The 23,005-nt window shown below is 74.6% G+C and carries 23 protein-coding genes; 14 read left to right on the top strand and 9 right to left on the bottom strand.

Going from position 1 to position 23,005, the window contains the following annotated elements:
* Nucleotides 1–76: 76 nt before the first annotated feature.
* Nucleotides 77–310: a LapA family protein gene (locus ABZY33_RS17255; protein ID WP_356492415.1), complete on the top strand. Its 234-nt coding sequence runs from the start codon at nucleotides 77–79 to the stop codon at nucleotides 308–310.
* 44 nt (nucleotides 311–354) lie between these two features.
* Nucleotides 355–936: a GNAT family protein gene (locus ABZY33_RS17250; RefSeq protein WP_356492414.1), complete on the top strand. Its 582-nt coding sequence runs from the start codon at nucleotides 355–357 to the stop codon at nucleotides 934–936.
* Here the strand turns inward: ABZY33_RS17250 and ABZY33_RS17245 are convergent.
* Nucleotides 905–1,255, bottom strand: a complete 351-nt coding sequence (locus ABZY33_RS17245) for a DUF6204 family protein (protein ID WP_356492413.1) — start codon at nucleotides 1,253–1,255, stop codon at nucleotides 905–907. The genes ABZY33_RS17250 and ABZY33_RS17245 overlap by 32 nt on opposite strands.
* Nucleotides 1,256–1,335: 80 nt before the next feature.
* Here ABZY33_RS17245 and ABZY33_RS17240 point away from each other — a divergent pair, with 80 nt between their 5' ends.
* On the top strand, nucleotides 1,336–2,235 hold the full coding sequence (locus tag ABZY33_RS17240) for an arginase family protein (protein WP_356492412.1): 900 nt from the start codon (nucleotides 1,336–1,338) through the stop codon (nucleotides 2,233–2,235).
* A gap of 86 nt (nucleotides 2,236–2,321) precedes the next feature.
* A complete protein-coding gene (locus ABZY33_RS17235) occupies nucleotides 2,322–4,304 on the top strand; it encodes a DUF5107 domain-containing protein (protein ID WP_356492411.1) in 1,983 nt (660 codons plus the stop codon).
* Nucleotides 4,305–4,323: 19 nt separating this feature from the next.
* Here the strand turns inward: ABZY33_RS17235 and ABZY33_RS17230 are convergent, their stop codons facing one another.
* The 4 genes from ABZY33_RS17230 to ABZY33_RS17215 form a co-directional block, all read right to left on the bottom strand.
* Entirely contained in the window at nucleotides 4,324–5,622 is a 1,299-nt protein-coding gene (locus ABZY33_RS17230; RefSeq protein ID WP_356492410.1) for an amidohydrolase, read from the bottom strand.
* A gap of 61 nt (nucleotides 5,623–5,683) precedes the next feature.
* Complete coding sequence (locus tag ABZY33_RS17225; RefSeq protein ID WP_356492409.1) at nucleotides 5,684–6,952, bottom strand: amidohydrolase family protein; 1,269 nt, start codon at nucleotides 6,950–6,952, stop codon at nucleotides 5,684–5,686.
* Between the two features lie 207 nt (nucleotides 6,953–7,159).
* The gene (locus tag ABZY33_RS17220; RefSeq protein WP_356492408.1) at nucleotides 7,160–7,852 is read right to left on the bottom strand and encodes a GntR family transcriptional regulator; all 693 of its coding nucleotides are present in this window, start codon (nucleotides 7,850–7,852) and stop codon (nucleotides 7,160–7,162) included.
* A 61-nt stretch (nucleotides 7,853–7,913) separates the two neighbouring features.
* Nucleotides 7,914–8,273: a VOC family protein gene (locus ABZY33_RS17215; protein ID WP_356492407.1), complete on the bottom strand. Its 360-nt coding sequence runs from the start codon at nucleotides 8,271–8,273 to the stop codon at nucleotides 7,914–7,916.
* Nucleotides 8,274–8,385: 112 nt separating this feature from the next.
* Between ABZY33_RS17215 and ABZY33_RS17210 the strand changes: the two genes are divergently transcribed.
* The 5 genes from ABZY33_RS17210 to ABZY33_RS17190 all read left to right on the top strand — a co-directional run bounded on the left by ABZY33_RS17210 (nucleotide 8,386) and on the right by ABZY33_RS17190 (nucleotide 12,140).
* The gene (locus ABZY33_RS17210) at nucleotides 8,386–8,517 is read left to right on the top strand and encodes a hypothetical protein (RefSeq protein ID WP_356492406.1); all 132 of its coding nucleotides are present in this window, start codon (nucleotides 8,386–8,388) and stop codon (nucleotides 8,515–8,517) included.
* 443 nt (nucleotides 8,518–8,960) lie between these two features.
* Nucleotides 8,961–9,380 carry a gas vesicle structural protein GvpA gene (locus tag ABZY33_RS17205; protein ID WP_356492405.1) on the top strand — a complete coding sequence of 140 codons (420 nt, stop codon included), beginning with the start codon at nucleotides 8,961–8,963 and terminating at the stop codon, nucleotides 9,378–9,380.
* The gene (locus ABZY33_RS17200; protein WP_356492404.1) at nucleotides 9,377–10,153 is read left to right on the top strand and encodes a GvpL/GvpF family gas vesicle protein; all 777 of its coding nucleotides are present in this window, start codon (nucleotides 9,377–9,379) and stop codon (nucleotides 10,151–10,153) included. The genes ABZY33_RS17205 and ABZY33_RS17200 overlap by 4 nt, the downstream gene beginning before the upstream one ends.
* Nucleotides 10,154–10,186: 33 nt before the next feature.
* Nucleotides 10,187–11,008: a DNA primase gene (locus tag ABZY33_RS17195; RefSeq protein WP_356492403.1), complete on the top strand. Its 822-nt coding sequence runs from the start codon at nucleotides 10,187–10,189 to the stop codon at nucleotides 11,006–11,008.
* On the top strand, nucleotides 11,001–12,140 hold the full coding sequence (locus ABZY33_RS17190; protein WP_356492402.1) for an SRPBCC family protein: 1,140 nt from the start codon (nucleotides 11,001–11,003) through the stop codon (nucleotides 12,138–12,140). The genes ABZY33_RS17195 and ABZY33_RS17190 overlap by 8 nt, the downstream gene beginning before the upstream one ends.
* Before the next feature lie 188 nt (nucleotides 12,141–12,328).
* On the opposite strand, the gene ABZY33_RS17185 is transcribed toward ABZY33_RS17190, so the two are convergent.
* A complete protein-coding gene (locus tag ABZY33_RS17185) occupies nucleotides 12,329–13,162 on the bottom strand; it encodes a methyltransferase domain-containing protein (RefSeq protein WP_356492401.1) in 834 nt (277 codons plus the stop codon).
* Nucleotides 13,163–13,295: 133 nt separating this feature from the next.
* Nucleotides 13,296–14,810 carry a phosphatase PAP2 family protein gene (locus ABZY33_RS17180; RefSeq protein ID WP_356492400.1) on the bottom strand — a complete coding sequence of 505 codons (1,515 nt, stop codon included), beginning with the start codon at nucleotides 14,808–14,810 and terminating at the stop codon, nucleotides 13,296–13,298.
* A gap of 94 nt (nucleotides 14,811–14,904) precedes the next feature.
* Here ABZY33_RS17180 and ABZY33_RS17175 point away from each other — a divergent pair, with 94 nt between their 5' ends.
* From ABZY33_RS17175 to ABZY33_RS17155, 5 genes are all read left to right on the top strand, one after another.
* On the top strand, nucleotides 14,905–16,527 hold the full coding sequence (locus ABZY33_RS17175) for an ATP-binding cassette domain-containing protein (RefSeq protein ID WP_356492399.1): 1,623 nt from the start codon (nucleotides 14,905–14,907) through the stop codon (nucleotides 16,525–16,527).
* 100 nt (nucleotides 16,528–16,627) lie between these two features.
* Nucleotides 16,628–17,593 carry an AraC family transcriptional regulator gene (locus tag ABZY33_RS17170; RefSeq protein WP_356492398.1) on the top strand — a complete coding sequence of 322 codons (966 nt, stop codon included), beginning with the start codon at nucleotides 16,628–16,630 and terminating at the stop codon, nucleotides 17,591–17,593.
* A gap of 523 nt (nucleotides 17,594–18,116) precedes the next feature.
* Nucleotides 18,117–18,935: an RNA polymerase sigma factor SigF gene (locus ABZY33_RS17165; RefSeq protein ID WP_356492397.1), complete on the top strand. Its 819-nt coding sequence runs from the start codon at nucleotides 18,117–18,119 to the stop codon at nucleotides 18,933–18,935.
* 267 nt (nucleotides 18,936–19,202) lie between these two features.
* Complete coding sequence (locus ABZY33_RS17160) at nucleotides 19,203–20,531, top strand: pyridoxal phosphate-dependent aminotransferase (protein WP_356492396.1); 1,329 nt, start codon at nucleotides 19,203–19,205, stop codon at nucleotides 20,529–20,531.
* Entirely contained in the window at nucleotides 20,528–21,577 is a 1,050-nt protein-coding gene (locus ABZY33_RS17155; RefSeq protein WP_356492395.1) for an MBL fold metallo-hydrolase, read from the top strand. The genes ABZY33_RS17160 and ABZY33_RS17155 overlap by 4 nt, the downstream gene beginning before the upstream one ends.
* Here the strand turns inward: ABZY33_RS17155 and ABZY33_RS17150 are convergent.
* Nucleotides 21,557–22,186, bottom strand: a complete 630-nt coding sequence (locus ABZY33_RS17150; RefSeq protein WP_356492394.1) for a VTT domain-containing protein — start codon at nucleotides 22,184–22,186, stop codon at nucleotides 21,557–21,559. The two genes, ABZY33_RS17155 and ABZY33_RS17150, sit on opposite strands and share 21 nt — an antisense overlap.
* Nucleotides 22,186–22,959, bottom strand: coding sequence for an MBL fold metallo-hydrolase (locus ABZY33_RS17145; RefSeq protein WP_356492393.1), 774 nt, complete (start codon nucleotides 22,957–22,959; stop codon nucleotides 22,186–22,188). The genes ABZY33_RS17150 and ABZY33_RS17145 overlap by 1 nt, the downstream gene beginning before the upstream one ends.
* Nucleotides 22,960–23,005 lie beyond the last annotated feature (46 nt).

The following is a 23,005-nucleotide window of genomic DNA, read 5'->3' as shown; positions in this document are numbered from 1 at the left end:
GTGGAGGCCGCCCGGCCGCCCATGCTGGGCGGGGAGGCGGCCCCGGCCTCCGGGGGAACGACGGAAGGGCCCACCGATGAGTCCCAAGGACAGCGCGGACTCCGCGAAGAGCGGCACGTTCACGCCGGGCAGGATCGCCGTCCTGCTCCTGGTCGTCCTCGTCCTGGTCTTCATCTTCGAGAACACCCGGCGCGTACAGATCAGGCTGCTCGTCCCCGAGGTCACCATGCCGCTGTGGATGGCGCTCGCGGCGGTCGCCGTCATCGGTGCCGTCTGCGGCGGTTACGGCGTGGCGCGGCGCCGCAAGTGAGGGCGGCCCGCGGCCCGGCGGGACGGTCTGCGTAGGGTGGCCGGATGGCCGCCCACCTGCCCGCACCCCTCGCCGAAGGGGCCCGCGTCGCCCTGCGCCCCCTGACCGCCGCCGACGCCGAGGAGTTCACCGCGCGGGCCCGCGAGAGCCAGGAGCTGCACCACCCCTGGCTCTTCCCACCGCTGCGCACGGACACCTTCGCCGCCTACGAGCGGAGCCTCACCGAGGACCCCGCGAAGCGCGGCTTCCTGGTGTGCGCGCGCGACAGCGGCGCCCTCGCCGGCTTCATCAACATCAACAACATCGTCCACGGCGGCTTCCGCTGCGGCGCCCTCGGCTACGGCGCCTTCGCGCACGCCGCCGGCCGCGGCCTGATGTCCGAGGGGCTCGGCCTCGTGGTGCGGCACGCCTTCGGACCGCTCGGCCTGCACCGCCTGGAGATCAACGCGCAGCCCGGCAACGCCGCCTCGCTCGCGCTGGCCCGCCGCGCCGGCTTCCGCCGGGAGGGGTACTCGCCGGACTTCCTCTTCGTCGACGGGGCCTGGCGCGACCACGAGCGCTGGGCGCTCACCGCCGAGATGACCGGCGGCCCGGCTACCGGCCGGCGCGCCCCGGCTTCCGGTTGATCTTCATCGTGTCCATGTCGGTCACCGTCGAGCGCAGCTCACCGTGGCCGAGCCCCTGCTCGCGCAGGTACGCCTCGGCCCGCTCCTCGGCGAGGGCGGCCGCCATCTCGTCCCCGTCGTCCGGATCGGACTCGACGACGTAGCGCATGGAGAAGTGCTTGAGCGTCCGGTCGTACGCGAGGGAGCCCTCCGGTGCGAACCGCATCCCCGCGATGCCCTCGTGCTCCGCGACCTCGGCGAGCAGCCGCTCGCGCACCGCGTCGGTGAGCCCCTCGAACGCGGCGCGGACAATGACCCGGTAGGTGTGGCTCTCGGCCATGATGCGTGGTGCTCCTCAGGAGGCGGCGGCGCCGCTCGGACTGTTGAAAGCGCCAGCCTACGTCGGTGAGGATGCCTGGCATGCGGAATATCGTCGCCCTCGACGCCCCCTCCAACCTGGGCCTGCGCCCGCCCGCGCCGGGCACCGTCCCAGGCGTCTACAAACTCGCCGGCGCGCTGCGCGAGAACGGCATCGTGCGCAGACTCGGCGCCCTCGAAGGCGGGGTCGTCGTCCCGCCCCGCTACGACCGGGGCGACTGGCAGGAGGGCGACGGCGTCTTCAACGCCGCCGCCCTCGCCGCGTACACGGTGCGCCTCGCCGACCGGATCGAGCGGCACGTCCGGGCGGGGGAGTTCGCGCTCGTGCTCGGCGGGGACTGCTCGATCCAGCTGGGCGCGGCCCTCGCACTGCGCCGCGTCGGCCGGTTCGGGCTCGCGGCCGTCGACGCCTCCGCCGACTTCCGCCACCCGGGCAACTCCCGCAGCGTCGGGGCGGCCGGCGGCGAGGAGCTGGCCCTCGCGACCGGCCGCGGCCAGGAGGACCTCACCGACCTCGACGGGCTGCGGCCGTACCTGCGCGACGAGGACGTCCGGCTCCTCGGCGGGCGCGACGCCTTCGCGGACGACCGCGCCGAACTCGCCGCCCTGAAGATCGCGAACGTCACCGTCGGCGAGCTGCGGGCCTGGGGCGTCGACGACGTCGTCCGCGGCTGCGTCCGCGGCCTGGAGATCCCGCAGCTCGACGGCTTCTGGGTGCATCTCGACGCCGACGTGCTCGACCCGAGCGTGATGCCGGCCGTCGACAGCCCCGACGCGGACGGCCTCTTCCCCGACGAACTCCTCGCCCTGCTCCGTCCGTTGCTCGCCTCCCCGGCCTGCGTCGGCATGAACGTCACCATCTACGACCCCGACCTCGACCCGGACGGCACCGCGGGCGCCCTGCTCACCGACCTCGTCGTGGCGGCCTTTGCGCAATCCTGACCGGGGCGGCCCCTGGTCACCTCGCCGATGACCCTGTTCCATGGTCATCGGGGGCGGGCCGCGCCCCGTGGCATCGGGAGGCAGACATGACGGTCGTACGGCGCGCGGTACTGACCCTGCCCGGCGCGGCGCTGGGCCCGGCGAACCCGCTGCCACCACTGCGGCCCCTGGACCAGGTGCACGAGGTCGACGAGCGCTCCGCCGAGGACCTGCCGCTCGACATGGCCCGCCAGCTCGGCTACCAGCCGCTGCGCGGCATTCTGCCCGAGCGGCTGCGCGACGGATACGGGCGGGAGCGCCCGCCGGTCGACCTCGACACCATCGTGATCGAGAACGACCGGCTGCGGGCGACGGTGCTGCCCGGGCTCGGCGGCCGCGTCGCCTCCCTGTTCCACAAGCCGACCGGCCGCGAACTCCTGTACCGCAACCCGGTGTTCCAGCCCGCCGCCTTCGCCCTCAACGGCGCCTGGTTCTCCGGTGGCATCGAGTGGAACATCGGCGCCACCGGCCACTCCACCCTCTCCTGCGCGCCCCTGCATGCCGCCCGCGTCACCGCGCCCGACGGCACCGAGATGCTGCGCCTGTGGGAGTGGGAGCGCCTGCGCGACCTGCCCTTCCAGGTCGACCTGTGGCTGCCCGAGGACTCCGACTTCCTCTACGTGGGCGTCCGCGTCCGCAATCCGCACGAGAAGCCCGCGCCCGTCTACTGGTGGTCGAACATCGCGGTGCCCGAGGAGCGCCGGGTCCTCGCACCCGCCCGCGAGGCCTGGCACTTCGGCTACGCCCGGTCCCTGCGCCGCGTCCCCGTCCCGCGGTTCGACGGCGCCGACCGCACCTACCCCCTCAACAGCGAGTTCCCCGCCGACTACTTCTACGAGATCGAGGACGGGCGGCGCCGCTGGATCGCCGCCCTCGACGCGAGCGGGCAGGGGCTCGTCCAGACGTCGACCGACACGCTGCGCGGCCGCAAGCTCTTCCTGTGGGGCGGCGGAAGCGGCGGCCGGCGCTGGCAGGAGTGGCTGACCGAGCCCGGCACCGGCGGCTACGCCGAGATCCAGGCGGGCCTGGCCCGCACCCAGCTGGAGCACGTACGGCTGGAGGCGCAGGGGGAGTTCAGCTGGCTGGAGGTGTACGGACCGCTGACCGCCGATGCCGGGACGGTCCACGGCGCGGGGGAGTGGGGCGCGGCCGTCGGCGAGGTCGAGGACCGCCTGGAGCGGGCGCTGCCGCGCGCCGATGTGCAGGCCGCGTACGAGGCGTGGCTGCCGCACGCCGACACCGAGCCGGGGCAACGGCTCGCCGCGGGGTCGGGGTGGGGCGCGCTGGAGGTCCTGCGGGCCGGCGTCAAGGTGCCGGGCACGCCCTTCGACGAGTCGACGCTCGGCGAGGAGCAGGCGCCGTGGCGGGAGCTGCTGGAGTCGGGCATCTTCCCCGAGCCGCGCCGGATCGGCGTGCCCGGCCCCAGCCTGACCTCCCCGGCCTGGCGGGACATGCTGGAGACGGCGCCGGCCCGGCCGCTCGCCGAGTACCACCTGGGCGTCGCGCAGTGGCACGCCGGTGACCGGGCGCAGGCGGTGCGCAGCTGGGAGCGCGGCCTCGAACTCGCCGTCTCCGACTGGCCGTTCCTGCGCTGCCTCGCGGTGGCCGACGCGACGGACGGACATCTGGAGCGCGCCGCCGACCGGCACGCCGCGGCCTTCGACGACCTGTGCGCGGAGCGCCGGGACGAGGGCGAGGTGTGGCGGGCGGCGACGGCCGCGCTCGGCCGCGAGGCGATCGAGGCGCTGCTCCTGGTCGAGCGGACCGTCGCGGCCCGGGGCGTGTGGGAGCGGCTTCCCGCGGCCACCCGGGCGCGGGGGCGCTTCCGCCTCCTGGAGGTCCACCTGCTGCTCGCGGAGGGCGAGGTGGCGGCTGCACGTGCGGTGCTGGACGCCGGGTTCGAGGTGGCGGACCTGCGTGAGGGGGCGGAGGTCCTGGGCGAGGTCTGGGCGCGGGCCGCACCGGGGGAGCCGCTGCCCGCCCGGTACGACTTCCGCATGCGGCCCCAAGCACGTCCGGCCGGGGAGTGAGGTCCGGCCCGCCCGGCCCCTAGACCAGTTCGCCCCGGCGGGCCACGATGCGTCCCGCGTGGACGACCATGTCGCGCTGCGGCATGTCGACCACCACCTGCGGCACACACTCCCCGCGGACGAGGACGAAGTCGGCCGGCGAACCGGGGGTGAGATCGGCCCGGGGCAGCCCCAGCACATCCGCTGAGCCGTGCGTGCCCACCGTGTAGCAGGCGGTCAGTTCGTCGTCGAGACGGACGTCGGTGACCCAGCCGAGGAGGTGTGCGCGGTGCAGCATGTCCGCGTCGCCGAACGGACTCCAGGAGTCGCGCACGCCGTCCGAACCGAGCCCGACCCGTACCCCGTGCCGCGTCAGCCCGGCGATCGGCAGGACCAGCGACTCGTTCGGAGCGACCGTCGTCAGGGCGATGTCCAGGTCCGCCAGGTCCTGGGCTGTCGCGTCGAGTTCGGCCGGTGGCAGGAACGGCAGGCAGAAGACGTGGCTGACCGTCACCTTGCCGCGCAGTGACAGCGCCCGGGTCCGCTCGATGATGCCGCGCAGAACCTTCGTCCCCTTCTCGTCCCGGTCGTGCAGATGGATGTCGACGCCGACGCCGTAGCGGTCGGCCAGGCCGAAGACCAGGTCGAGCTGCTCGTCGAGGGCATGGTCGAAGCTGATCGGGTCGATGCCGCCGATCATGTCGACGAGGCCGGCGCGCGCGGCGGACTCCAGCAGCTTCGCCGTGCCCGGCGCGCGGACCACGCCGTGCTGCGGGAACGCCACGATCTGCACGTCCAGCGCGTCCGCGAGTCGCTCGCGCGCCTCGGCGATGCCCTCGACACCGGCCAGGCCGAAGGCGGGCGCCACGTCCGCGTGCGCGCGCATGGCCCGGGTGCCGCGGGTCACGGCGTGCGCCATCAGTCCGTACGCACGCTCGCCGACGGGCCGCTTCTGCGCGTGGAACAGCTCCACGTCCTGCGCGCAGTACTCCGCGATCCCGCTCGCGGGTCTGCGCGACACCCAGCCGCCGCCCCAGCTGGTCTTGTCGGGGTGGATGTGCGCGTCCACGAGAGCGGGAAGGGCGAGGCGCCCGCCGCCCTCGACGACTCGTGCGCCCCCGGGTGCGGGCCGGTCGCTGATCAGGCCGTCGACGACGGTGAGATCCACGGCGTCCCGCGCACCGAAGGGGCGTACGTCGCGGAAGATGACGGCCTTCCCGGGGCGGGGCGCGCCGGGCCCGTGCGCCGCGGCGGCCTCGGCCGCCGCGGGGGCGAGGGCCGCGCCGAGCGAGGCGGCGCCCGCGAGGACACCGCGCCGGGAGAGGGGAGGAGGAGTCATGGCCACAAGCTCCTTGGGGTTCGGTGGTGCGGTGTGGTGCGGGGCGGAGGCAGGGGGCGGATCAGAGGACGAGACCCGAACGCACCACGCGGGCAGGTGACGTGAGCACCGAGAGATCCGCCAGGGGATCGCCGGGGACGAGCAGGACATCACCGGCGTGGCCACGGGAGAGGCGGCCCGCCGTGCCCGTGAGGCCGAGCAGGCGGGCGGCGCCGGTGGTGGCGGTGCGGAGCGCGTCGAGCGCCGGCAGCCCCGCCGCGCGCATCAGCTCGACCTCGCGGCCGATCGGTGTGATCTGCCCGCCCGAGGAGTCGGTGCCCGCCGCCAGCGGTACCCCCAGCTCGTGCGCGGCCAGCACCGCCCGCTTCAGGACCGGCAGATAGGCGCGGCCGCGCTCGGCCAGGACCGGATCGGCGGAGTCGGCGAGACCGGCGATGGCGGTGAGGGTCGGCGTGAAGTACGTGCCCCTGCGCCGCATCTCACCCAGGGTCCGTTCGCTGACGAAGACGCCGTGCTCCAGTGAGCGGATGCCCGCGGTCACCGCGTCGTGGCAGCCGCGTTCGCTGTAGCTGTGGCACAGCACGCCCTTGCCGCCGCGCCGGGCCGCCGCCACCACCTCGGCGAGCTGCTCGCGCGAGTACACCTGGGCGAGCGGGTCCTGCTCGGGCAGACCCGCGCGTTCGTTGACCCGCGTCTTCACGACGTCGGCGCCGCGCGCCAGGTTCACCTGGACGACCCGGCGCAGCGCCTCGGCGGACCGCACACCGTCCTTCAGCCGGGCCAGCGGGGTCAGGTCCGGGTCGGCGAGGACGGTGTCGCCGAGGTCGGGCGTGACGAAGACCCCGGCGGCCCGCAGCCGCGGCGCGAGTCCGGGGGCCTGCCGGGCCAGCTCCCGTACGGCGATGTCCTGGTAGAAGTTGGTGGAACCGCTGCGCGCGCTGGTGGCGCCCTGCCGGACGGCGGTGTGCGCCTCGTCCGCGGTGTTGAGGTGGATGTGCGCGTCGATCAGGCCGGGCAGCATCCACTGGCCGTGCGCGTCCAGATGCGGCAGGCCATCGGGGACGGTGACGCGGGAGCGGGGGCCGGCCGCGTGCACCACGCCGGCGCGGATCACCACGACCGCGTCCTGCGTGACCTCACCGGTCGCGGGGTCGAGCAGGGTGCCGCCCGCGACGACGAGGTCTCCGGCCTGGCCGGGGCGGACCCGGGCCGAGGCGGCGGCCGGGGCGGCGGCGACAGCGGTGGCGGTGCCGGCGAGGGCCGCGGAGGCGGCGAGCACCCCGCGGCGGGTCAGTCGTCCGGAAGGGGGTTCGGCGGGCTCGACACACATGGGGGGCTCCTTGCGGGGAGGAGGAGAGCCTGGCCCGACAGTTTGTATACCAAGTGGGAGTGCGCGGCAAGATCCGGAGTAGAGACTCCTCCCGATGCGCGGCTTGTGCCGGGAACATTCCGCGAATGCGGGCCTCTCCATCTAGGCTTGGTATACAAGATCCCCTGGCCGGTGCCTACGGCGACTGGTGGTTGAGACGGTTGGTCTCTAAGAGGGCAGGGCCGGGTCACCGAAGAGGGACTTGGCGGCCACCGCGCGGCTGTCCCGGACGTGCAGCAGCGTGCTCGCGGCCGCGGCCTCCTCGTCGCCCGCCGCGATGTGCCGGAACATCTCCGCGTGCTGCGCGCGCATATGGGCCGGTTCCTCGCGCATCCCGAACAGGAGCTGCAACTGCCAGCTGACCTGCTCCATCGTGCGGGCCAGCAGCGGATTGCCGCCGAGGGCCACCACCTCCTCGTGGAAGGCCGTGTGCGCCGCCACCTCGCGCGGCCCCTCGTCCGCCGCGGCCGCCCGCTCGGCCCGGTCCAGGAGGTCCCGCAGCGCCGCCAGGCCCGCCGGTTCGTGCGGACGGGCGGCGGCCACCGCGCGCGCCGCCAGCCGCGAGGCCTGCACGGCCAGCGGCTCCCACACCTCGTACAGCTGCCGTACGTCGTCCCGCTCCAGGTGCCGCACCCGGACGCCGCTGTGCGGCAGCAGTTCGAGCAGGCCCTCCGTGACCAGGGCCCGCAGCGCCTCACGCACCGGCACCCGAGACATGTTCAGCTCCTCGGCGACCTCGCGCTCCACGAGCCGCGCGCCCATCGGGTAGCGGCGGTCGACGATGCGCCGCCGCACCTCTTCGCGCGCCCGCACGCTCAGGGACGTCCGCCCCTGCCCCGCCTGTGCCTGCCTGCCCGCCACGCCCACCGTCCTTCGCCGTACCGCTCCGGGCGAGGATACGTGCGCGAGCGCCGGGCCCGGCTCAGGACTCCGCGGGCGCCTGGCGGTCCGCGTACTCGAAGACCGAGCCGTCCGGGTGCAGGGCGATGAGGTTGCGGCCAGCCGGGGTGGGTACCGGGCCCGCGACGATGTGCGCGCCGGACGCCGTCAGGACCGCGTGCGCCTCGTCCACGTCGCGCACCGCGACCGTGGCCGTCACCTTGCGCAGCACGTCCAGCTCCTGCTGCGGGCCGCTCATCAGGAGGAAGCAGCCGACGGCGGCGACCGCGACCCCGCCGCGCTCGAAGCGCAGCGCTCTGCTGCCCGTCAGCTGTTCGTAGAACGTCACCGAGGACTCCAAATCCTCGACGCAGATGCGCAGCGTGGTGCCCAGGATCTCCATACGCGGGAGCCTAGTTGACCGGGCGCGCGAGCGTGATCGCTTCGGGGGCCGCCGGCCCGCGTCCGGACCACGCCTTCGCTGACCGGCGCGGTGCCCGGGTACCACGGCACGCATGGACGACCGACGGAATGACCGGCTGGACGACCGACTGAACGAGGAGCCGAGCGGTCAGGTGACCCGGGCCGTGCGGGAGGCGCCGCGGGCCGAGCTGACCGAGGCCGTGCGCGAGAGCGCGCGAGGGTAGGCGGACCGCGACGCCGTACGCGGGAGCGGCGGCCGCGGTCGCGCGGTTACGCGGGCGCCACGCCGGCCGTGCCCCCCCGGCCTCGTGCCCGCCCCCGGCCTGTCCGGGTGGGCCGCCGCCCTGACCGTCTCCGGCGCCGTTCGCATCCGCCCGGCTGCCACGCCCCGGCCGCTCCCTGCCTCCCCTCGCCGCTCACAATTCCCGCACACATGAGGAGGGTTGAGGTTTGGTCGGGGGATGAGCGGTGACTCGGAGGGCGAGGCACGGGCCCGTCGGCAAGCCACCGGGCGAGACCGGACCCCAAAGGCAGTGCGCGCCGTGCGACGGCGCGACCGACGTGACGAGAGGGGCAGGGCCGAGCGCCGACGGCGCCTCCGTCGGCCGGCCGCAGCGGCCTTCCCGTCTCACCCGTGTACACCACAGACCGAGGAGGACGACTCTCCATGACCGTGGTCCCTGCACAGCAATCAGGCGGCGGTGGCGGCACCAGCGGCCTGTACGACGTACTCGAACTCGTGCTGGACCGCGGACTCGTCATCGACGCGTTCGTCCGTGTCTCGCTGGTCGGCATCGAGATCCTGAAGATCGACATCCGCGTCGTCGTCGCCAGCGTCGACACCTACCTCCGCTTCGCCGAAGCCTGCAACCGCCTCGACCTGGAGGCGGGGCCCAACCGCAGCCCCGGCCTGCCGGAACTCCTCGGCGGAAAGGACGAGTCGGGCACCGAGAGCAAGGCCAAGGGCGCGCTGTCCGGCGCCGCCGAGACCATCTCGGGCGCCCGTGACCAGTCGCGCGAGGAGAGCCGGCCCGCCGCGCGGCGCGCCCGCAGCACCTCCAGTCGCCGCAAGGGGGAGCAGGAATGAGCAGTACGTACATCTACGGGATCGCGAGCGCCGGACATCCCTCGCTGCCCGACGGCGCGGGGGGGATCGGCGAACCGCCGCGCACGGTCCGGCTCGTGAAGGAAGGCGGGCTCACGGCCGTCGTCAGCGACGCTCCGGACGATCTGCGGCCCAAGCGGCGCGACCTGCTGGCGCACCAGAACATCCTGGCTGAGGCGGGCACGGGCGGCGCGGTGCTGCCCATGCGGTTCGGCAGCCTCGCCCCCGACGACGACGCCGTCGCGATGGTGCTGGCCGAGCGGGCCGGGCACTACCACGAGCGGCTGCGGGCGCTCGACGGCAAGGTGGAGTACAACGTCAAGGCGCAGCACAACGAAGAGGCCGTCCTGCACCGGGTGATGGCCGAGAACGCCGAGATCCGCACGGTGACCGAGGCCAACCGGCGGGCGGGCGGCGGCAGCCACGAGGAGAAGCTGCGCCTCGGCGAGCTGGTCGTGGCCGCGGTGCAGGCCCGTGAGGCGCAGGACGCCGTCACCCTGCGGCAGCTCCTGGAGCCCGCCGCCGACGCGGTCTCGAACGGGCCGCAGAGCGCCGGCTGGCTCGCCAACGTCTCGTTCCTCGTGGACCGGAAGGCCGCCGAGCACTTCCTCACCGCGGTCGAGACGGCCCGCAGCGAGCACGCGCACGTCGAACTCAAGGTCAACGGCCCGCTCCCGCCGTACAGCTTCGTGGAGCCGGGACCGTCGGAGCCCGTCGGCACCGAAGTGAACGGACCCGCAGACATTCGACCGTAGCGAGGACCAGGTCCTCGACCGGGTGGAGGCACAGTGAACCGAATAGCTCTCGGCCTCGCGGTAGGGGCCGGTTACATCCTCGGACGCACGAAGAAGATGAAGCTGGCGTTCGCCGTCGGCACGATGGTCGCGGGCAAGCGACTGAAGCTGAGCCCGAAGGCGCTGGCCGAGCTGGTCAGTACGCAACTGGAGAAGAACCCGCAGTTCAAGGGGGTCGGCGACCAGCTCCGCCAGGACTTGCGCGGCGTCGGCACGGCCGCGTCGGGCGCGCTGGTGGAGCGGCAGCTCGAGGGGCTCGCGGGCCGGTTGCACTCGCGGACCCAGGGCGTGCAGGACCGCATCGCCGGCGTCACGCCGGACGCGGACGACGTGCGGGGCGCGGGGGACCGGGTGACGGGCGTCGTCCGGGGACGCAAGCGCCGAGGCGAGGACGACAGCGGGGAGGATGCCGGCGAGGACGGGGCGCACGCGGACGGCGAGGAGTACGAGGACGAGCGCGACACCTCGGACGAGCGCGGGGACGCACAGAGCGGCGGCCGCGACGAGGACGAGAGCGGCGCGCGGAACAAGAAGCCCTCGGCGGACGGGCGCGCCGCGGCGCCGCGCAAGTCCACCCGCACCACGAAGAGTGCGACGGCGAAGAGTTCCACGGCGAGGAGCGCCTCGGCCAAGACCGGTGCGGCGAAGACCGGTGCGGCGAAGAAGACACCCGCCAAGAAGAGCGCCGCGAAGCGTGCGAGCGGCGGCGGGGCGGAGGGTGGTGGCGGTGGGTCCGCCTCGCGGGCGCCCCGGGCGGCGAAGAAGGCGACCGGCAGCGCGACCCGCACCGCGAAGGGAGGCCGTGACCATGGCTGACTCCCCGACCAAGGCACTCGGCGGCATAGCTCAGAGCCAGGCCGTCGAGCACCTCAAGTCCGAATTGCAGAGCTACGCCTTGGCGCAGGTCGAGCGCGTGCTCGCCGGCGCGGGCCGCAAGCTCGGCGAGACCACCGGCAAGCTGACCGATATCGCCGAGGGCAACAGTCCGGGCTTCGCCAAGCTGGCACTGGACGGCGGACGCAAGCTGGCCGAGGGCAAGGGGCCGATGCGCACCGCGATCGAACTGGGTGCGGGCCACCTGAAGGACAAGGCCATCGGGGCGTTCAAGGGCCTCGGCGGCAAGGGCAAGAGCAAGGGCGGTGCGGGGAAGAAGCCGACCGTCATCATGGAGTTCATCGACGTCGGCGTCGACCTGCGGACCGCGTACGACTCGTGGACGCAGTACCAGGAGTTCAGCACCTTCGCGAAGGGTGTCAAGAACGCGAGCCGCGCCGACGACGTCACCTCGGACTGGCAGCTCAAGGTCTTCTGGTCCAACCGGAGCTGGAAGGCGCACACCACCGAGCAACTGCCGGACGAGCGGATCCAGTGGACGTCCGAAGGCGCCAAGGGCACGACGAAGGGTGTCGTCACCTTCCATGAGCTGGCCGACCGGCTCACCAGGGTCCTGCTGGTCATCGAGTACTACCCCAAGGGCCTGTTCGAGAAGACCGGCAACATCTGGCGCGCCCAGGGCCGCCGGGCCCGTCTCGACCTCAAGCATTTCGCGCGTTTCGTGACGCTGCGCGGTGAGGCGAGCGACGGCTGGCGCGGCGAGATCCAGGACGGGGAGGTCGTCCTGAGTCACGAGGACGCCGTGGAGCAGGAGGAACAGGAGCAGCAGGAACAACAGGAGGAGCAGGAAGTCCAGGAGGAGGGGCAGGAGCAGGAGGCGCAGGGGGAGGCGTCGGACGACTCGTACGGGAGCGATGAGGCGGACGAGCCGGAGGACGCGGAGGCCGAGGACGATGGCGAGTACGAGGGTGAGTATGAGGAGGAGGACGAGGGCGACGCGGAGGAGTACGAGGACGCCGTGGACGAGTCCGACGAGTCCGACGAACCCGTCGAGTCCGACGAACCCGACGAGGAGCGGCGGCCGGCCGCCAGTGCCGGGCGGACTCGGCGATAGGTAGGCGGGGCCCGTTCGGGCCACGGGGCTCTGTCCCGGACCCGGCTCCCCGATCGCTGGAGGGGCTTGATGGTGGGCTCCGCCCCGGGCCCCGTTCCCCCCATCGCGGGAGGGGCGTGAGGAGCTGGGTCCGGGGCAGGCCCCGTCGCGCGCCCGCAGGGGCGGCTCGACGGGGGCTTGCGGTGGGGTCAGGACGCGAGGGTGCGTGGTTTGCGGCAGAGGATCTCGCCGTGCAGGACCGCGAACCACGCGTCCTCGTGCGTGCCCCATTCCCGCCACGCCTCGGAGACGGACGCCAGCTGCCCGGGCGTCGCGTGGCCGCCCTCGATCGCCCGGTCCGCGTAGGCCGAGGCGACCGTGCGGTCCGCCCACAGCCCGCTCCACCAGGCGATCTCGTCCGGCGTCGCGTAGCACCACGTACCGGCCGTCGCCGTGATGTCCGCCGCCGCGAAGCCCGCCCGCAGCGCCCACGCCTTGAGATGCCGGCCCGCGTCCGGCTCGCCGCCGTTGTCCCGGGCGACCCGGCGGTACAGGTCCAGCCAGTCGGTCATGCCGGGGGAGTGCGGGTACCAGGTCATCGCGGCGTAGTCGGAGTCGCGTACCGCGACGAGGCCGCCGGGCTTGGTGACCCGGCGCATCTCGCGCAGCGCCTGGACGGGGTCGCCGACATGTTGCAGGACCTGGTGCGCGTGCACCACGCAGAACGTGTCGTCCGGGAAGTCCAGGGTGTGCACGTCGGCGGTGGTGAACTCGACGTTCGTCAGGCCCCGTCCGGCGGCCGTGGCCCGCGCCCGGTCGAGGATCTCCGGCGCGTGGTCGGCCCCGACGACGTGGCCGTCGGGGACCAGCGCGGCCAGGTCGGCGGTGATCGTGCCGGGGCCGCAGCCGATGTCCAGGATCCGCATGTGCGGCTTGAGCGAACCGAGCAGGTAGGCCGCGGAGTTGGCGGCGGTACGCCAGGTGTGCGAGCGCAGCACGGACTCGTGGTGTCCGTGGGTGTAGACGGCGGTCTCCTGTGACATGCCCGGTCCCCTTCACGGTGCGGCCTCGACGGCGCGACGGTGCCTCCCGGGGACGCCCCGGGGAGCCACCGTCAACGTACGCCCGTCAGCCGGATCGTGAGACACCCGTCTTGTCATGTGGACGGGGTGCGGGTCACAGTATGCTCGGCGGCCGGTACACGCGCAGCGCCTCGTGCTGCTTGTCGACCGTCAACTCCCGCCCGCACTCGGTGACTTCGCCGTCGTAGGCGAGCGGGGTGCCCGGCGAGACGCCGTCGACGTGCAGGTGGGTGAGGCGGGTCGCGGAGTGGAACGGGGAGCGCGAGAGCGGGCCCGACAGGGCCGCCGCGAGCAGCCGCACCCCGGGCAGCCGGCCGCCGCTGACGGTGCGGACGTCGAGCAGGCCGTCGGCGAGGTCCGCGCGCCGGCCCGCGGTCAGGCCCATCCGCCGGTAGGTGCAGTTGCCGGCGAACAGCAGCCACAGCGGCCGCTTCTCGCCGTGCACATGGACTTCGAGCGGGTGGTCGCGGCGGAGCACGTGCACCGCGCCGACCACGTCGGCGAGCCGGCCGCCGATCCGCCCCGACCAGCGCTCGCGCTCGCGCACCAGCTCCGGGTAGGCGCCCAGGCTGAACGTGTTGAGGAAGATCCCGGACGCCTTGTCCGAGCGGAACCGGCCGACGTCGACCGCGACCGCGTCGCCGCCGACGAGGGCCCGCACGAGGTCGCCCGCGTCCTCGATGCCGAGGTCGTAGGCGAAGTGGTTCAGGGTGCCGCCGGGCAGCACGGCCAGCGGCAGATCGTGCTTGAGGGCCACCTGCGCGGCCGTGTTGACCGAGCCGTCGCCGCCCGAGACGCCCAGGACGCGGGCGCTCTGCGCCGCCTTCTCCAGCGCGGCCGGGATCTCGGCGCCCTCGCACTCCACGAACTCGGCCAGCGGCAGCGCGTCCCGCAGTACCCGCACCCGCTCCGGCGTCCCCGCCTGGGTGTTCACCACCATCACCAGGCCCTCGCCCTCCGGCAGCGCCGGCACGTCGTCCACCAGCGGGCGGCCCGGCGAGGGCATCTGGTCCCGGGTCGGCACCAGGCCCCGGACGGCGAAGGCCGCGCCCACCCCGAGCGCGGCGCCCGCGAGCACGTCACCGGGGAAGTGCGCGCCCGTGTACACCCGGGAGGCCGCCACCGAGAACGCCACCGGGGCGATCACGGCGCCCCAGCCCCGCGACTCCAGGGCGACCCCCGTCGCGAACGCCGCCGCCGAGGCCGCGTGGCCCGAGGGGAACGACGTCGTGAACGGCTGCCGCTTGAGCCGGCGCACTATCGGCACGGCGTCGAGGGCCGGCCGCGTGCGGCGCACCGACCGCTTGCCGATCGTGTTGATCGTGGCGGAGGCGAGGGCCAGCGAGGAGACCCCGCGCAGGGCGGCCCGGCGGGCCCGCGGCGAACCCGTCGCCGCCAGCACACCGGCCGCGGCGAACCACAGCACCCCGTGGTTGGCCGTCCGGCTCAGGCCCGGCAGGATCCGCTCGGCGCCGGGCCAGCGCCGCTCGGCGGCGTTCTCGAACAGCCGCATGTCGAGGGCGGCCAGCCGACCGCGCAGGGAAGGCCCGGGCCGCGGCGCTTCCGCCGCGGCTCTCGGCAGCCTGGAGATGTCGAAGTCGGCACACATGCCACGACCCCTACCCCGGGCCGGGCTCCGCACCCAGCTTCGCGCACCCTATTCGTTTGCCCGTCACCCGCACGGACGTCCAGAATGCACGACCATGGGACATCTGGAAGCCGCGCACCTCGAGTACTACTTGCCGGACGGGCGGGCGCTGCTCGGTGATGTCTCCTTCCGCGTGGGCGAGGGCGCCGTGGTCGCCCTGGTCGGACCGAACGGGGCGGGCAAGACGACCCTGCTCCGGCTGATCTCCGGCGAGCTGCAACCGCACGGCGGCTCCGTCGCGGTCGGCGGCGGGCTCGGCGTGATGCGCCAGTTCGTCGGCTCCGTGCGCGACGCCACGACCGTGCGTGACCTGCTCGTCTCCGTGGCCTCCCCGCGCATCCGCGAGGCCGCGCGGGCGGTCGACGCGGCCGAGCACGCGATCATGACCGTCGACGACGAGGCCGCGCAGATGGGCTACGCGCAGGCGCTCTCCGACTGGGCCGAGGCGCAGGGCTACGAGGCCGAGACGCTCTGGGACATGTGCACCACGGCCGCGCTCGGCGTCCCCTACGACAAGGCGCAGTTCCGCGAGGTACGCACCCTCTCCGGCGGCGAGCAGAAGCGGCTCGTCCTCGAAGCGCTGCTGCGCGGCACCGACGAGGTGCTGCTCCTGGACGAGCCGGACAACTACCTCGACGTACCCGGCAAGCGCTGGCTGGAGGAGAAGCTCCGCGAGACCCGCAAGACCGTGCTCTTCGTCTCGCACGACCGCGAGCTGCTCGCCCGCTCCGCCGAGAAGATCGTCAGCGTCGAACCGGCCCCGGCCGGCGCCGACGCGTGGGTGCACGGCGGCGGCTTCGCCACGTACCACGAGGCGCGGCGCGAGCGCTTCGCCCGCTTCGAGGAGTTGCGCCGGCGCTGGGACGAGAAGCACGCGCAGCTGAAGAAACTCGTGGTGAACCTGCGCCAGGCGGCCTCCGTCAGCCACGAGATGGCCTCCCGGTACGCCGCCGCGCAGACCCGGCTGCGCAAGTTCGAGGAAGCCGGACCGCCGCCGGAGCCGCCGCGCGAGCAGGACATCACGATGCGGCTCAAGGGCGGCCGCACCGGGGTGCGCGCCGTCACCTGCAAGGGCCTGGAGCTGACCGGCCTCATGCACCCGTTCGACCTGGAGGTCTTCTACGGCGAGCGGGTCGCCGTGCTGGGGTCGAACGGCTCGGGCAAGTCCCACTTCCTGCGCCTGCTCGCCGGGGACACGTCCGTGGCGCACTCCGGGGAGTTCAAGCTCGGCGCCCGCGTCGTCCCCGGCCACTTCGCCCAGACCCACGCCCACCCCGAACTGCGGGGCCGCACCCTCCTGGACATCCTCTGGCGCGACCACGCCAAGGACAAGGGAGCCGCGATGTCCCGGCTGCGGCGCTACGAACTGACCGCGCAGGCGGAGCAGAAGTTCGAGCGGCTCTCCGGCGGCCAGCAGGCCCGCTTCCAGATCCTCCTGCTCGAACTGGAAGGCGCCACCGCGCTCCTGCTCGACGAGCCCACCGACAACCTCGACCTGGAGTCGGCCGAAGCGCTTCAGGAGGGCCTGGAGTCCTTCGACGGCACGGTCCTCGCCGTCACCCACGACCGGTGGTTCGCCCGCGCCTTCGACCGGTACCTGGTCTTCGGCGCGGACGGCCGGGTGCGGGAGACGACGGAGCCGGTCTGGGACGAGCGCCGCGTGGAGCGCCCGCGCTGAACCCTCTCGCCCCGGGGCCGCCCCACCCCGAGGCCCCTCGCCGTACGCTGAGTGGTCGGGCGCGCACGACGAGAATGGCCGAGGCATGAAGAGACCGCTGGTGAGGACCTCCTTGCGGACGGACGACGTCGAGGAGGCCGGGGAAGCGATCAGGGACGCGTTCTACACCAACCGGCTGGACGTCCTGGCCGCGCCGGACCGGTTCGGCGCCGCCTTCGAGACGCTGGACCTCGGCGGCGTCACCGTCGGCGACCTCGCCTGCGGCGCCGATGTCCGGGTCCGCTGCGGCGAGCTGGGCGCGTACCACGTGAACATCCCGCTCGGCGCCCCGATGGTCTGGCGCCAGGCGGGCCGGCCCGCACTGGTGACGCCGCGCGGCCGGGCCGCGCTGTTCCAGCCCGTCGGCTCCACGAGCGTGGACCGCTGGGCCGGGGACGGCCGGATCATCGCCCTGAAGGTGGAGCGCGCCCTGCTCGAACGCCGCCTGGAGGAGCTGACCGGGCGGGCGCCGCGCACCCCCGTGGTGCTCGGCCCGGAACTCGACCTCACCCGCGGCCGCGGCAGGGCCTGGGCCCAGCTCGTGCGTGTGCTCGTCGACGACCTCGCCGCGCCGGCCCGGCTGCTCGACCACCCCCTGGTCGCCGAGCCGCTGCGCGACGCCGTCGTGAGCGGCCTGCTGCTCGCCGCCGACCACCGCGACCGCGACCTGCTCGAAGCCCCGGCCCGGGGGCTGCGGCCCGCGCCCGTCAAACGGGCCATGGACGCGATACGCGAACGCCCCGAGCACCCCTTCACCACCACGGAACTCGCCACCGAGGCCCGCGTCGGCGTCCGCCGCCTCCAAGAGGCGTTCGCCCGCTACGTGGGCCTCTCCCCGATGGCGTACCTGCGCAGGGTCCGCCTGGAGCGGGCCCACCTCGAACTCGTCGCCGCCGATCCGGGCACCACCACCGTCAGCGACGTGGCGCACCGCTGGGGCTTCGGCCACCTGGGCCGCTTCGCCGAGCAGTACCGCGCCAGGTACGGCGCCGCGCCCTCCCGCACGCTGCGCGAGCCCGCCCCGTGAACGCCTCCGCCGCGCCCGGCGCGACGGGCCGCGTTCCGCGGACAGCGGCCGCGTTCGGCGGATCGTGACCGGCCGTGCGCAGGGCTACCGTCGAGGCGTCACCGTGGGCCGGTCCCCGGTGCCGGGCGCGTGCCGTCCCCGGCGCCTTCGGCCGTGACGGAACCCGGTGACGTCCGGCCCGGCACCCACCTCACCGGGCCGGCGCCCGTCGGCGGGCCCGGGCTCCCCCCGGGCCTCGCCGCGGGACCGCCCGCCCGGCCGGAACACCCTGGTGACGGCCCCTTTCCACCGCGCCCCACCGGCTCCGGCACGCGGCGGCGCGGCCTCGTACCCATCCACCGCGAAGCTATGCGTTTGGTCCCACGATTGCCGGGCAGGCGTAGGTGAGTGCTTCGGACTGGAGGCACGTCCGTGGGAGAGATGCCGCTCGGTATCGACCCCGGGTGTGTCCAGCGCCGTAGCAACGCGCGACTCCCACGGTGACCACCGAACCCCAGAGCACCTCCAGGGGAGTTGCGATCCAATGCGTACGCCCAACAGCGCACCCGTGAACCCGGTGAAGCCCGGCCGACGCCACCCGCACGACGACGCGCCGGACACGGCCGAAGCGTTCGCCAAGCTGTCCGACATGCCCGACGGCCCCGACCGCGACGAGCTGCGGCACGACGTCGTCGAGGCGTGGCTGCCGATGGCCGACCGGCTCGCCGGCCGTTTCCGCAACCGCGGTGAGTCCTATGACGACCTCCGCCAGGTCGCCGCGATGGGCCTGGTCAAGGCGGTCGACCGCTACGACCCGGCGCTCGGCAACGCTTTCGAGAGTTACGCCGTGCCCACCGTCACCGGCGAGATCAAGCGCCACTTCCGTGACCACATGTGGACCCTGCACGTGCCGCGGCGCGTCCAGGACCTGCGCAACCGGGTCCGGTTCGCGCAGCAGGAACTCTCCGGGAGCATCCCGGGCCGGACCGCGACCACCGCCGAGATCGCCGCGCACGCGAATCTGACGGAGGACGAGGTGCGGACCGGGCTGGAGGCGCTGGAGAGCTTCACGGCGCTCTCGCTCGACGCGGAGCTGCCCGGCAGCGACGACGGCTACTCGCTCTCCGACGCGCTGGGCGCCGCCGATCCGGCGCTCGACGTCGTCATCGACCGGGAGGCCGTCAAACCGCGGATCGCCGCCCTGCCGGAGCGCGAGCGGCAGATCCTCTACATGCGCTTCTTCGGCGACATGACCCAGAGCCGCATCGCCGAACAGCTGGGTATCTCCCAGATGCACGTGTCCCGGCTGCTCACCCGGTGCTGCCACCGCCTGCGGGACGAGGTCCTGGCCGACGCCGCCTGAGCGCCGCCGGGGGCGGGGTGAGGGGGAGCGGCCCGCAGCGGCCGCGCGGACCAGGGCCAGGCCGCCGGGCCGGGACCCCGCGCCCCGGGCGCTCCGGGCCCCGCCCCTCACCCGTCCGGCGCAGCCTCCTCCCGCCTCGCCCGCCTGTTCAGCCGTCCCCGTGGGTACGTACTCGGCAGCAGTACGGCGCGCGCGGGTGCCCGTCGGGATGTGACGCTGGAAGCAGCGCACCCGCGACGGCACCGCGACACACGGCACGGAGGCAGCATGCGGCCATCGGAACCCACGGCACGGGAACCCCGGGCCGTCGCCGCCCGCCGGGCCCGGCCCGAGGGCCGCGGCCCGGTGCGCTACGGCCCGCCGCCGCCCGCGCCGGGGCTGCCCGTCCTGCCCGAGCTGGCCGGCGTGGTCGCGGGCACCGCCGAACGCTCGCATCCCGAGCCGCCCGGCGGCCCGCCCGCCCTCCTCGACGCGGCCGGCGGCTACTGGGAGCGCCGTGGCCTGAGCGCCGGGCGGGCCCGGCTCACCGCCGCACCGGGCGGCGCCCCCCTCCTCCTCGCGCTCACCGCGGCGCTCGGCGGCGACGTCCTGGTCCCGCGCCCCTGCCCGGCCTGGTGGGTGCCGCAGACCCGGCTGCTGGGCCGCGAGGCGTTCCACGTGCCGACACCCGCCGAGTGCGGCGGCGTCCCCGACCCGTACGCCCTCCTGGAGACGGTCCGCCGGGTGCGGGCCGAGGGCGGCGATCCCCGGCTGCTCGTGCTGTCCGTCGCCGACGACCCCACGGCGACCGTGCCGCCGCCCGAGGTGCTGCACGAGGCGGTGGAGGCCGCCGCGGGCGAGGGGCTGCACGTGGTCAGCGACGAGACCTGGCGCGACACCCTGCACCCGGGCACGGACACCGTCCTGTTCAGCCCCGCCGAGATGTTCCCCGACCAGGTCACCGTCCTCACCGAGCTGACCGGCGCGTACCTGCCGCCCGCGCTGCCCGCGGCCTGCGCCCGGTTCGCGCCGACCCCCTTCGGCGACCGCCTCGCCGACCGCGTCCTGGACTTCCTCACCGCGACCGGCGCCGTGCTCGCCGCCCCCGTCGCGGCCGCCGCCACCTACGTCCTGCACGAGCCGGCGGCCGTCCTCGCCCGCCGCGCCGCCGCCGTCGCGCTGCACGCCCAGGTGGCCGCGGCCGCGTACCGCACCGTCCTCGCCGGCGGCGGGTTCGCCCGGCCCCCGCGCGCGGGCCGGCACCTCTACGCCGACCTCGGCCCGCTGCGCCCGGCGCTCGCCGCGCGCGGCGTGAGCGACGCCCAGGACCTGGAGGACTTCCTCACCGCCCGGCTCGGCATGCCGGCCCCCGGCGGCCACCGCTTCGGCGACGACCCGGCCGCGCTGCGGGTCCGGCTCTCGACGGGCCCGCTGCTCGGATCGGACCCGCAGGAGCGCATGGCGTCTCTCACCGCATCGGACCCTCTGCAGTTGCCTCAGGTGGCACGTGAATTGCACAAGGTGGCGGCCGTGCTCGACGAGCTGCGCGGGGCGAGGGAGACAGCGGGGCCGCAGGGCAGCGCCCCCGCAGGCGAAGGATGGGAGTCCGAGCGATGACCCAGGCGTCCGAACCGAGAACCGCGAAGCGGGCTGATGCCCCGGCGTCCGGGCCTCCCCTCGCCGAACCGCGGCCGCTCGGCGGGGGAGACACCGCCCAGGCACCGCCGCGCCGCTGGCCGCGCTCCTTCGCCGACCGGCTGACCGCACCCCTGCCCGGCCTGCGGGGCTTCGCCCGGTTCGCCCGCGAGGGCGCGCTGCGGCCGCGCCCCGAGGGCCTCGCCGACATCCCGCGGCTGCCGTTCGCCCCCGGCCCGCTGCCCGATGTCGACGCCCGCACCGCCGCCGTCACCTGGGCGGGCCACGCCAGCTGGATCGTGCGGATCGGCGGCCTGACCGTCCTCACCGACCCCGTCTGGTCCCGCCGCATCCTCGGCACCCCGGCACGGATCACCCCGGTCGGCGTCGCCTGGAGCGCGCTGCCGCCCGTCGACGCGGTCGTCATCAGCCACAACCACTACGACCACCTCGACTGGCCCACCGTCCGCCGCCTCCCGCGCGCCACGCCGGTCTTCGTCCCCGCCGGGCTCGGCCGCTGGTTCACCCGCCGCCGCTTCACCCGCGTCACCGAGCTGGACTGGTGGGAGGCGGCCGAACTCGGCGGCGTGCGCTTCGACTTCGTCCCCGCGCACCACTGGTCCAAGCGCTCGCTCACCGACACCTGCCGCACCCTGTGGGGCGGCTGGGTCCTCACCGACCGGGCCGGGCAGCGCGTCTACTTCGCGGGCGACACCGGCTACGGCCGCTACTTCTCCGAGATCGGCCGCCGCCACCCCGGCATCGACCTGGCGCTGCTGCCCATCGGGGCCTACGAGCCGCGCTGGTGGCTGCGGGACGTGCACTGCGACCCCGAGGACGCGGTCCGGGCCGCCCAGGACGTCGGCGCGCGCGCCGTGGCCCCCATGCACTGGGCCACGTTCCTGCTGTCGGCCGAGCCGGTCATGGAGCCGCTCACCCGGCTGCGAGCCGCCTGGGAGAAGGCGGGGCTGCCGCGCGCCGCGCTCTGGGACCTGCCGGTCGGCGCCTCACGCGTGCTGACTGCCTGACGGCCGGCGCACCTTGCGCCACAGCACCGGCACGGCGCTGACCGCCACGGTCAGCGCGATCGCGGCGACGACCCCCTGCCACGGCTGCTTGAACAGGGAACCGCCGAGGAGGCCGATCACCTGGTACGTCAGCGCCCACGCCAGGCACGCCGGAACGTCCCCGCGGGCGAACCGGCGCAGCGGCATCTTCGCCATCAGGCACGCCAGCATCACGGGTATCCGCCCGGCGGGCACAAGGCGCGACAGCACGAGGACCAGCACCCCGTGGTCGGCGAGCTTCTCCTGCGCCTGCTCCAGACGCTCCTGCGGCGCCCGCGACCGCAGCGCCTGCAACCACCGCGAACCGTTCTTCGAATGCATCCCGCGCCGCCCGAGCCAGTACAGCGCCACATCGCCGAGGAACGCGGCGACGGCGGCGGTGACGAACACGAACAGCAGGGAGTAGGGCGCCTTCTGATGGAACGCCACGACGGCGGCGGAGCTGACGAGCGCGCCCGTCGGGATCACCGGCAGCAGCGCGCCGACCGCGACGAACAGGAACAACGTCGGATAGCCGGCGGCCTGCCGGGTCGTCTCGGTCGGCACCACCTGAGTGAGGGCGTCGAGCATCACCGGGCCACCTCCGGCCGCACGCTCTCGCCGTGCGCGAGGCAGTGCACCGCCACCTGCGGGGCCCGCAGCGCGGCCTGCCGGACGAACTCCTCGCCGGACGTGTGGAATTCGTGCGGGCGCACCGCGTCCATCCCGATCGGCCAGTACGTCCCGTAGTGCACGGGCACCGCGCTGCGCGGCCCGATCCGGGCCAGCGCCTCGGCGGCCCGCGCCGGGTCGAGGTGGTGCGGCCCGAGGCCTGGCCCCCAGCCGCCGACCGGCAGCAGCGCCACGTCCACCTCCCCGACGGCCTCGGCCATCTCGTCGAAGAGCCCGGTGTCGCCCGCGAAGTAGGTCCGGGCCTCCCCGCTGATCACGTACCCGAGCGCGGGCGCGCGCCGCGGTCCCACCGGCAGCCGCCGCCCGTCGTGCGCCGCGGGCACGGCCCGTATCGCGAGGCCGCCGGCCTCGACGCGGCTCCCCGGCTCGACCTCGGTGATCTCCAGGCCGCGCAGCCGGCGCAGCCCCGGCACGGAGCGGCCCGCGCCGCGCGGCACCAGCACCCGGGTGCCCGGGGCGAGCCGTGCCAGCGACGGCAGGTGCAGGTGGTCGGCGTGCAGATGTGAGACGAGGACCACATCCGCGCGGGCCGCGTCCGGCGGCGGCGTCCCACCGCGCCGGCGCCGCAGATGGGCCAGGCGACGGGCGAAGAGCGGATCCGTGAGCACCCTCGTGCCCGAGTCCTCGACCGTGCAGGTGGCGTGACCCCACCAGGTGATCTCCACCGGCACTCCTTGCCTCCTTGCGTACGACTGCCCCGAAGCGTACGTGCAGGAG

The sequence above is a fragment of the Streptomyces sp. NPDC006552 genome, assembly GCF_040611655.1.
Classification (GTDB): domain Bacteria; phylum Actinomycetota; class Actinomycetes; order Streptomycetales; family Streptomycetaceae; genus Streptomyces.
Note: the sequence above shows the minus strand (reverse complement) of the source record. Positions and strands in the feature narration are given on the sequence as shown.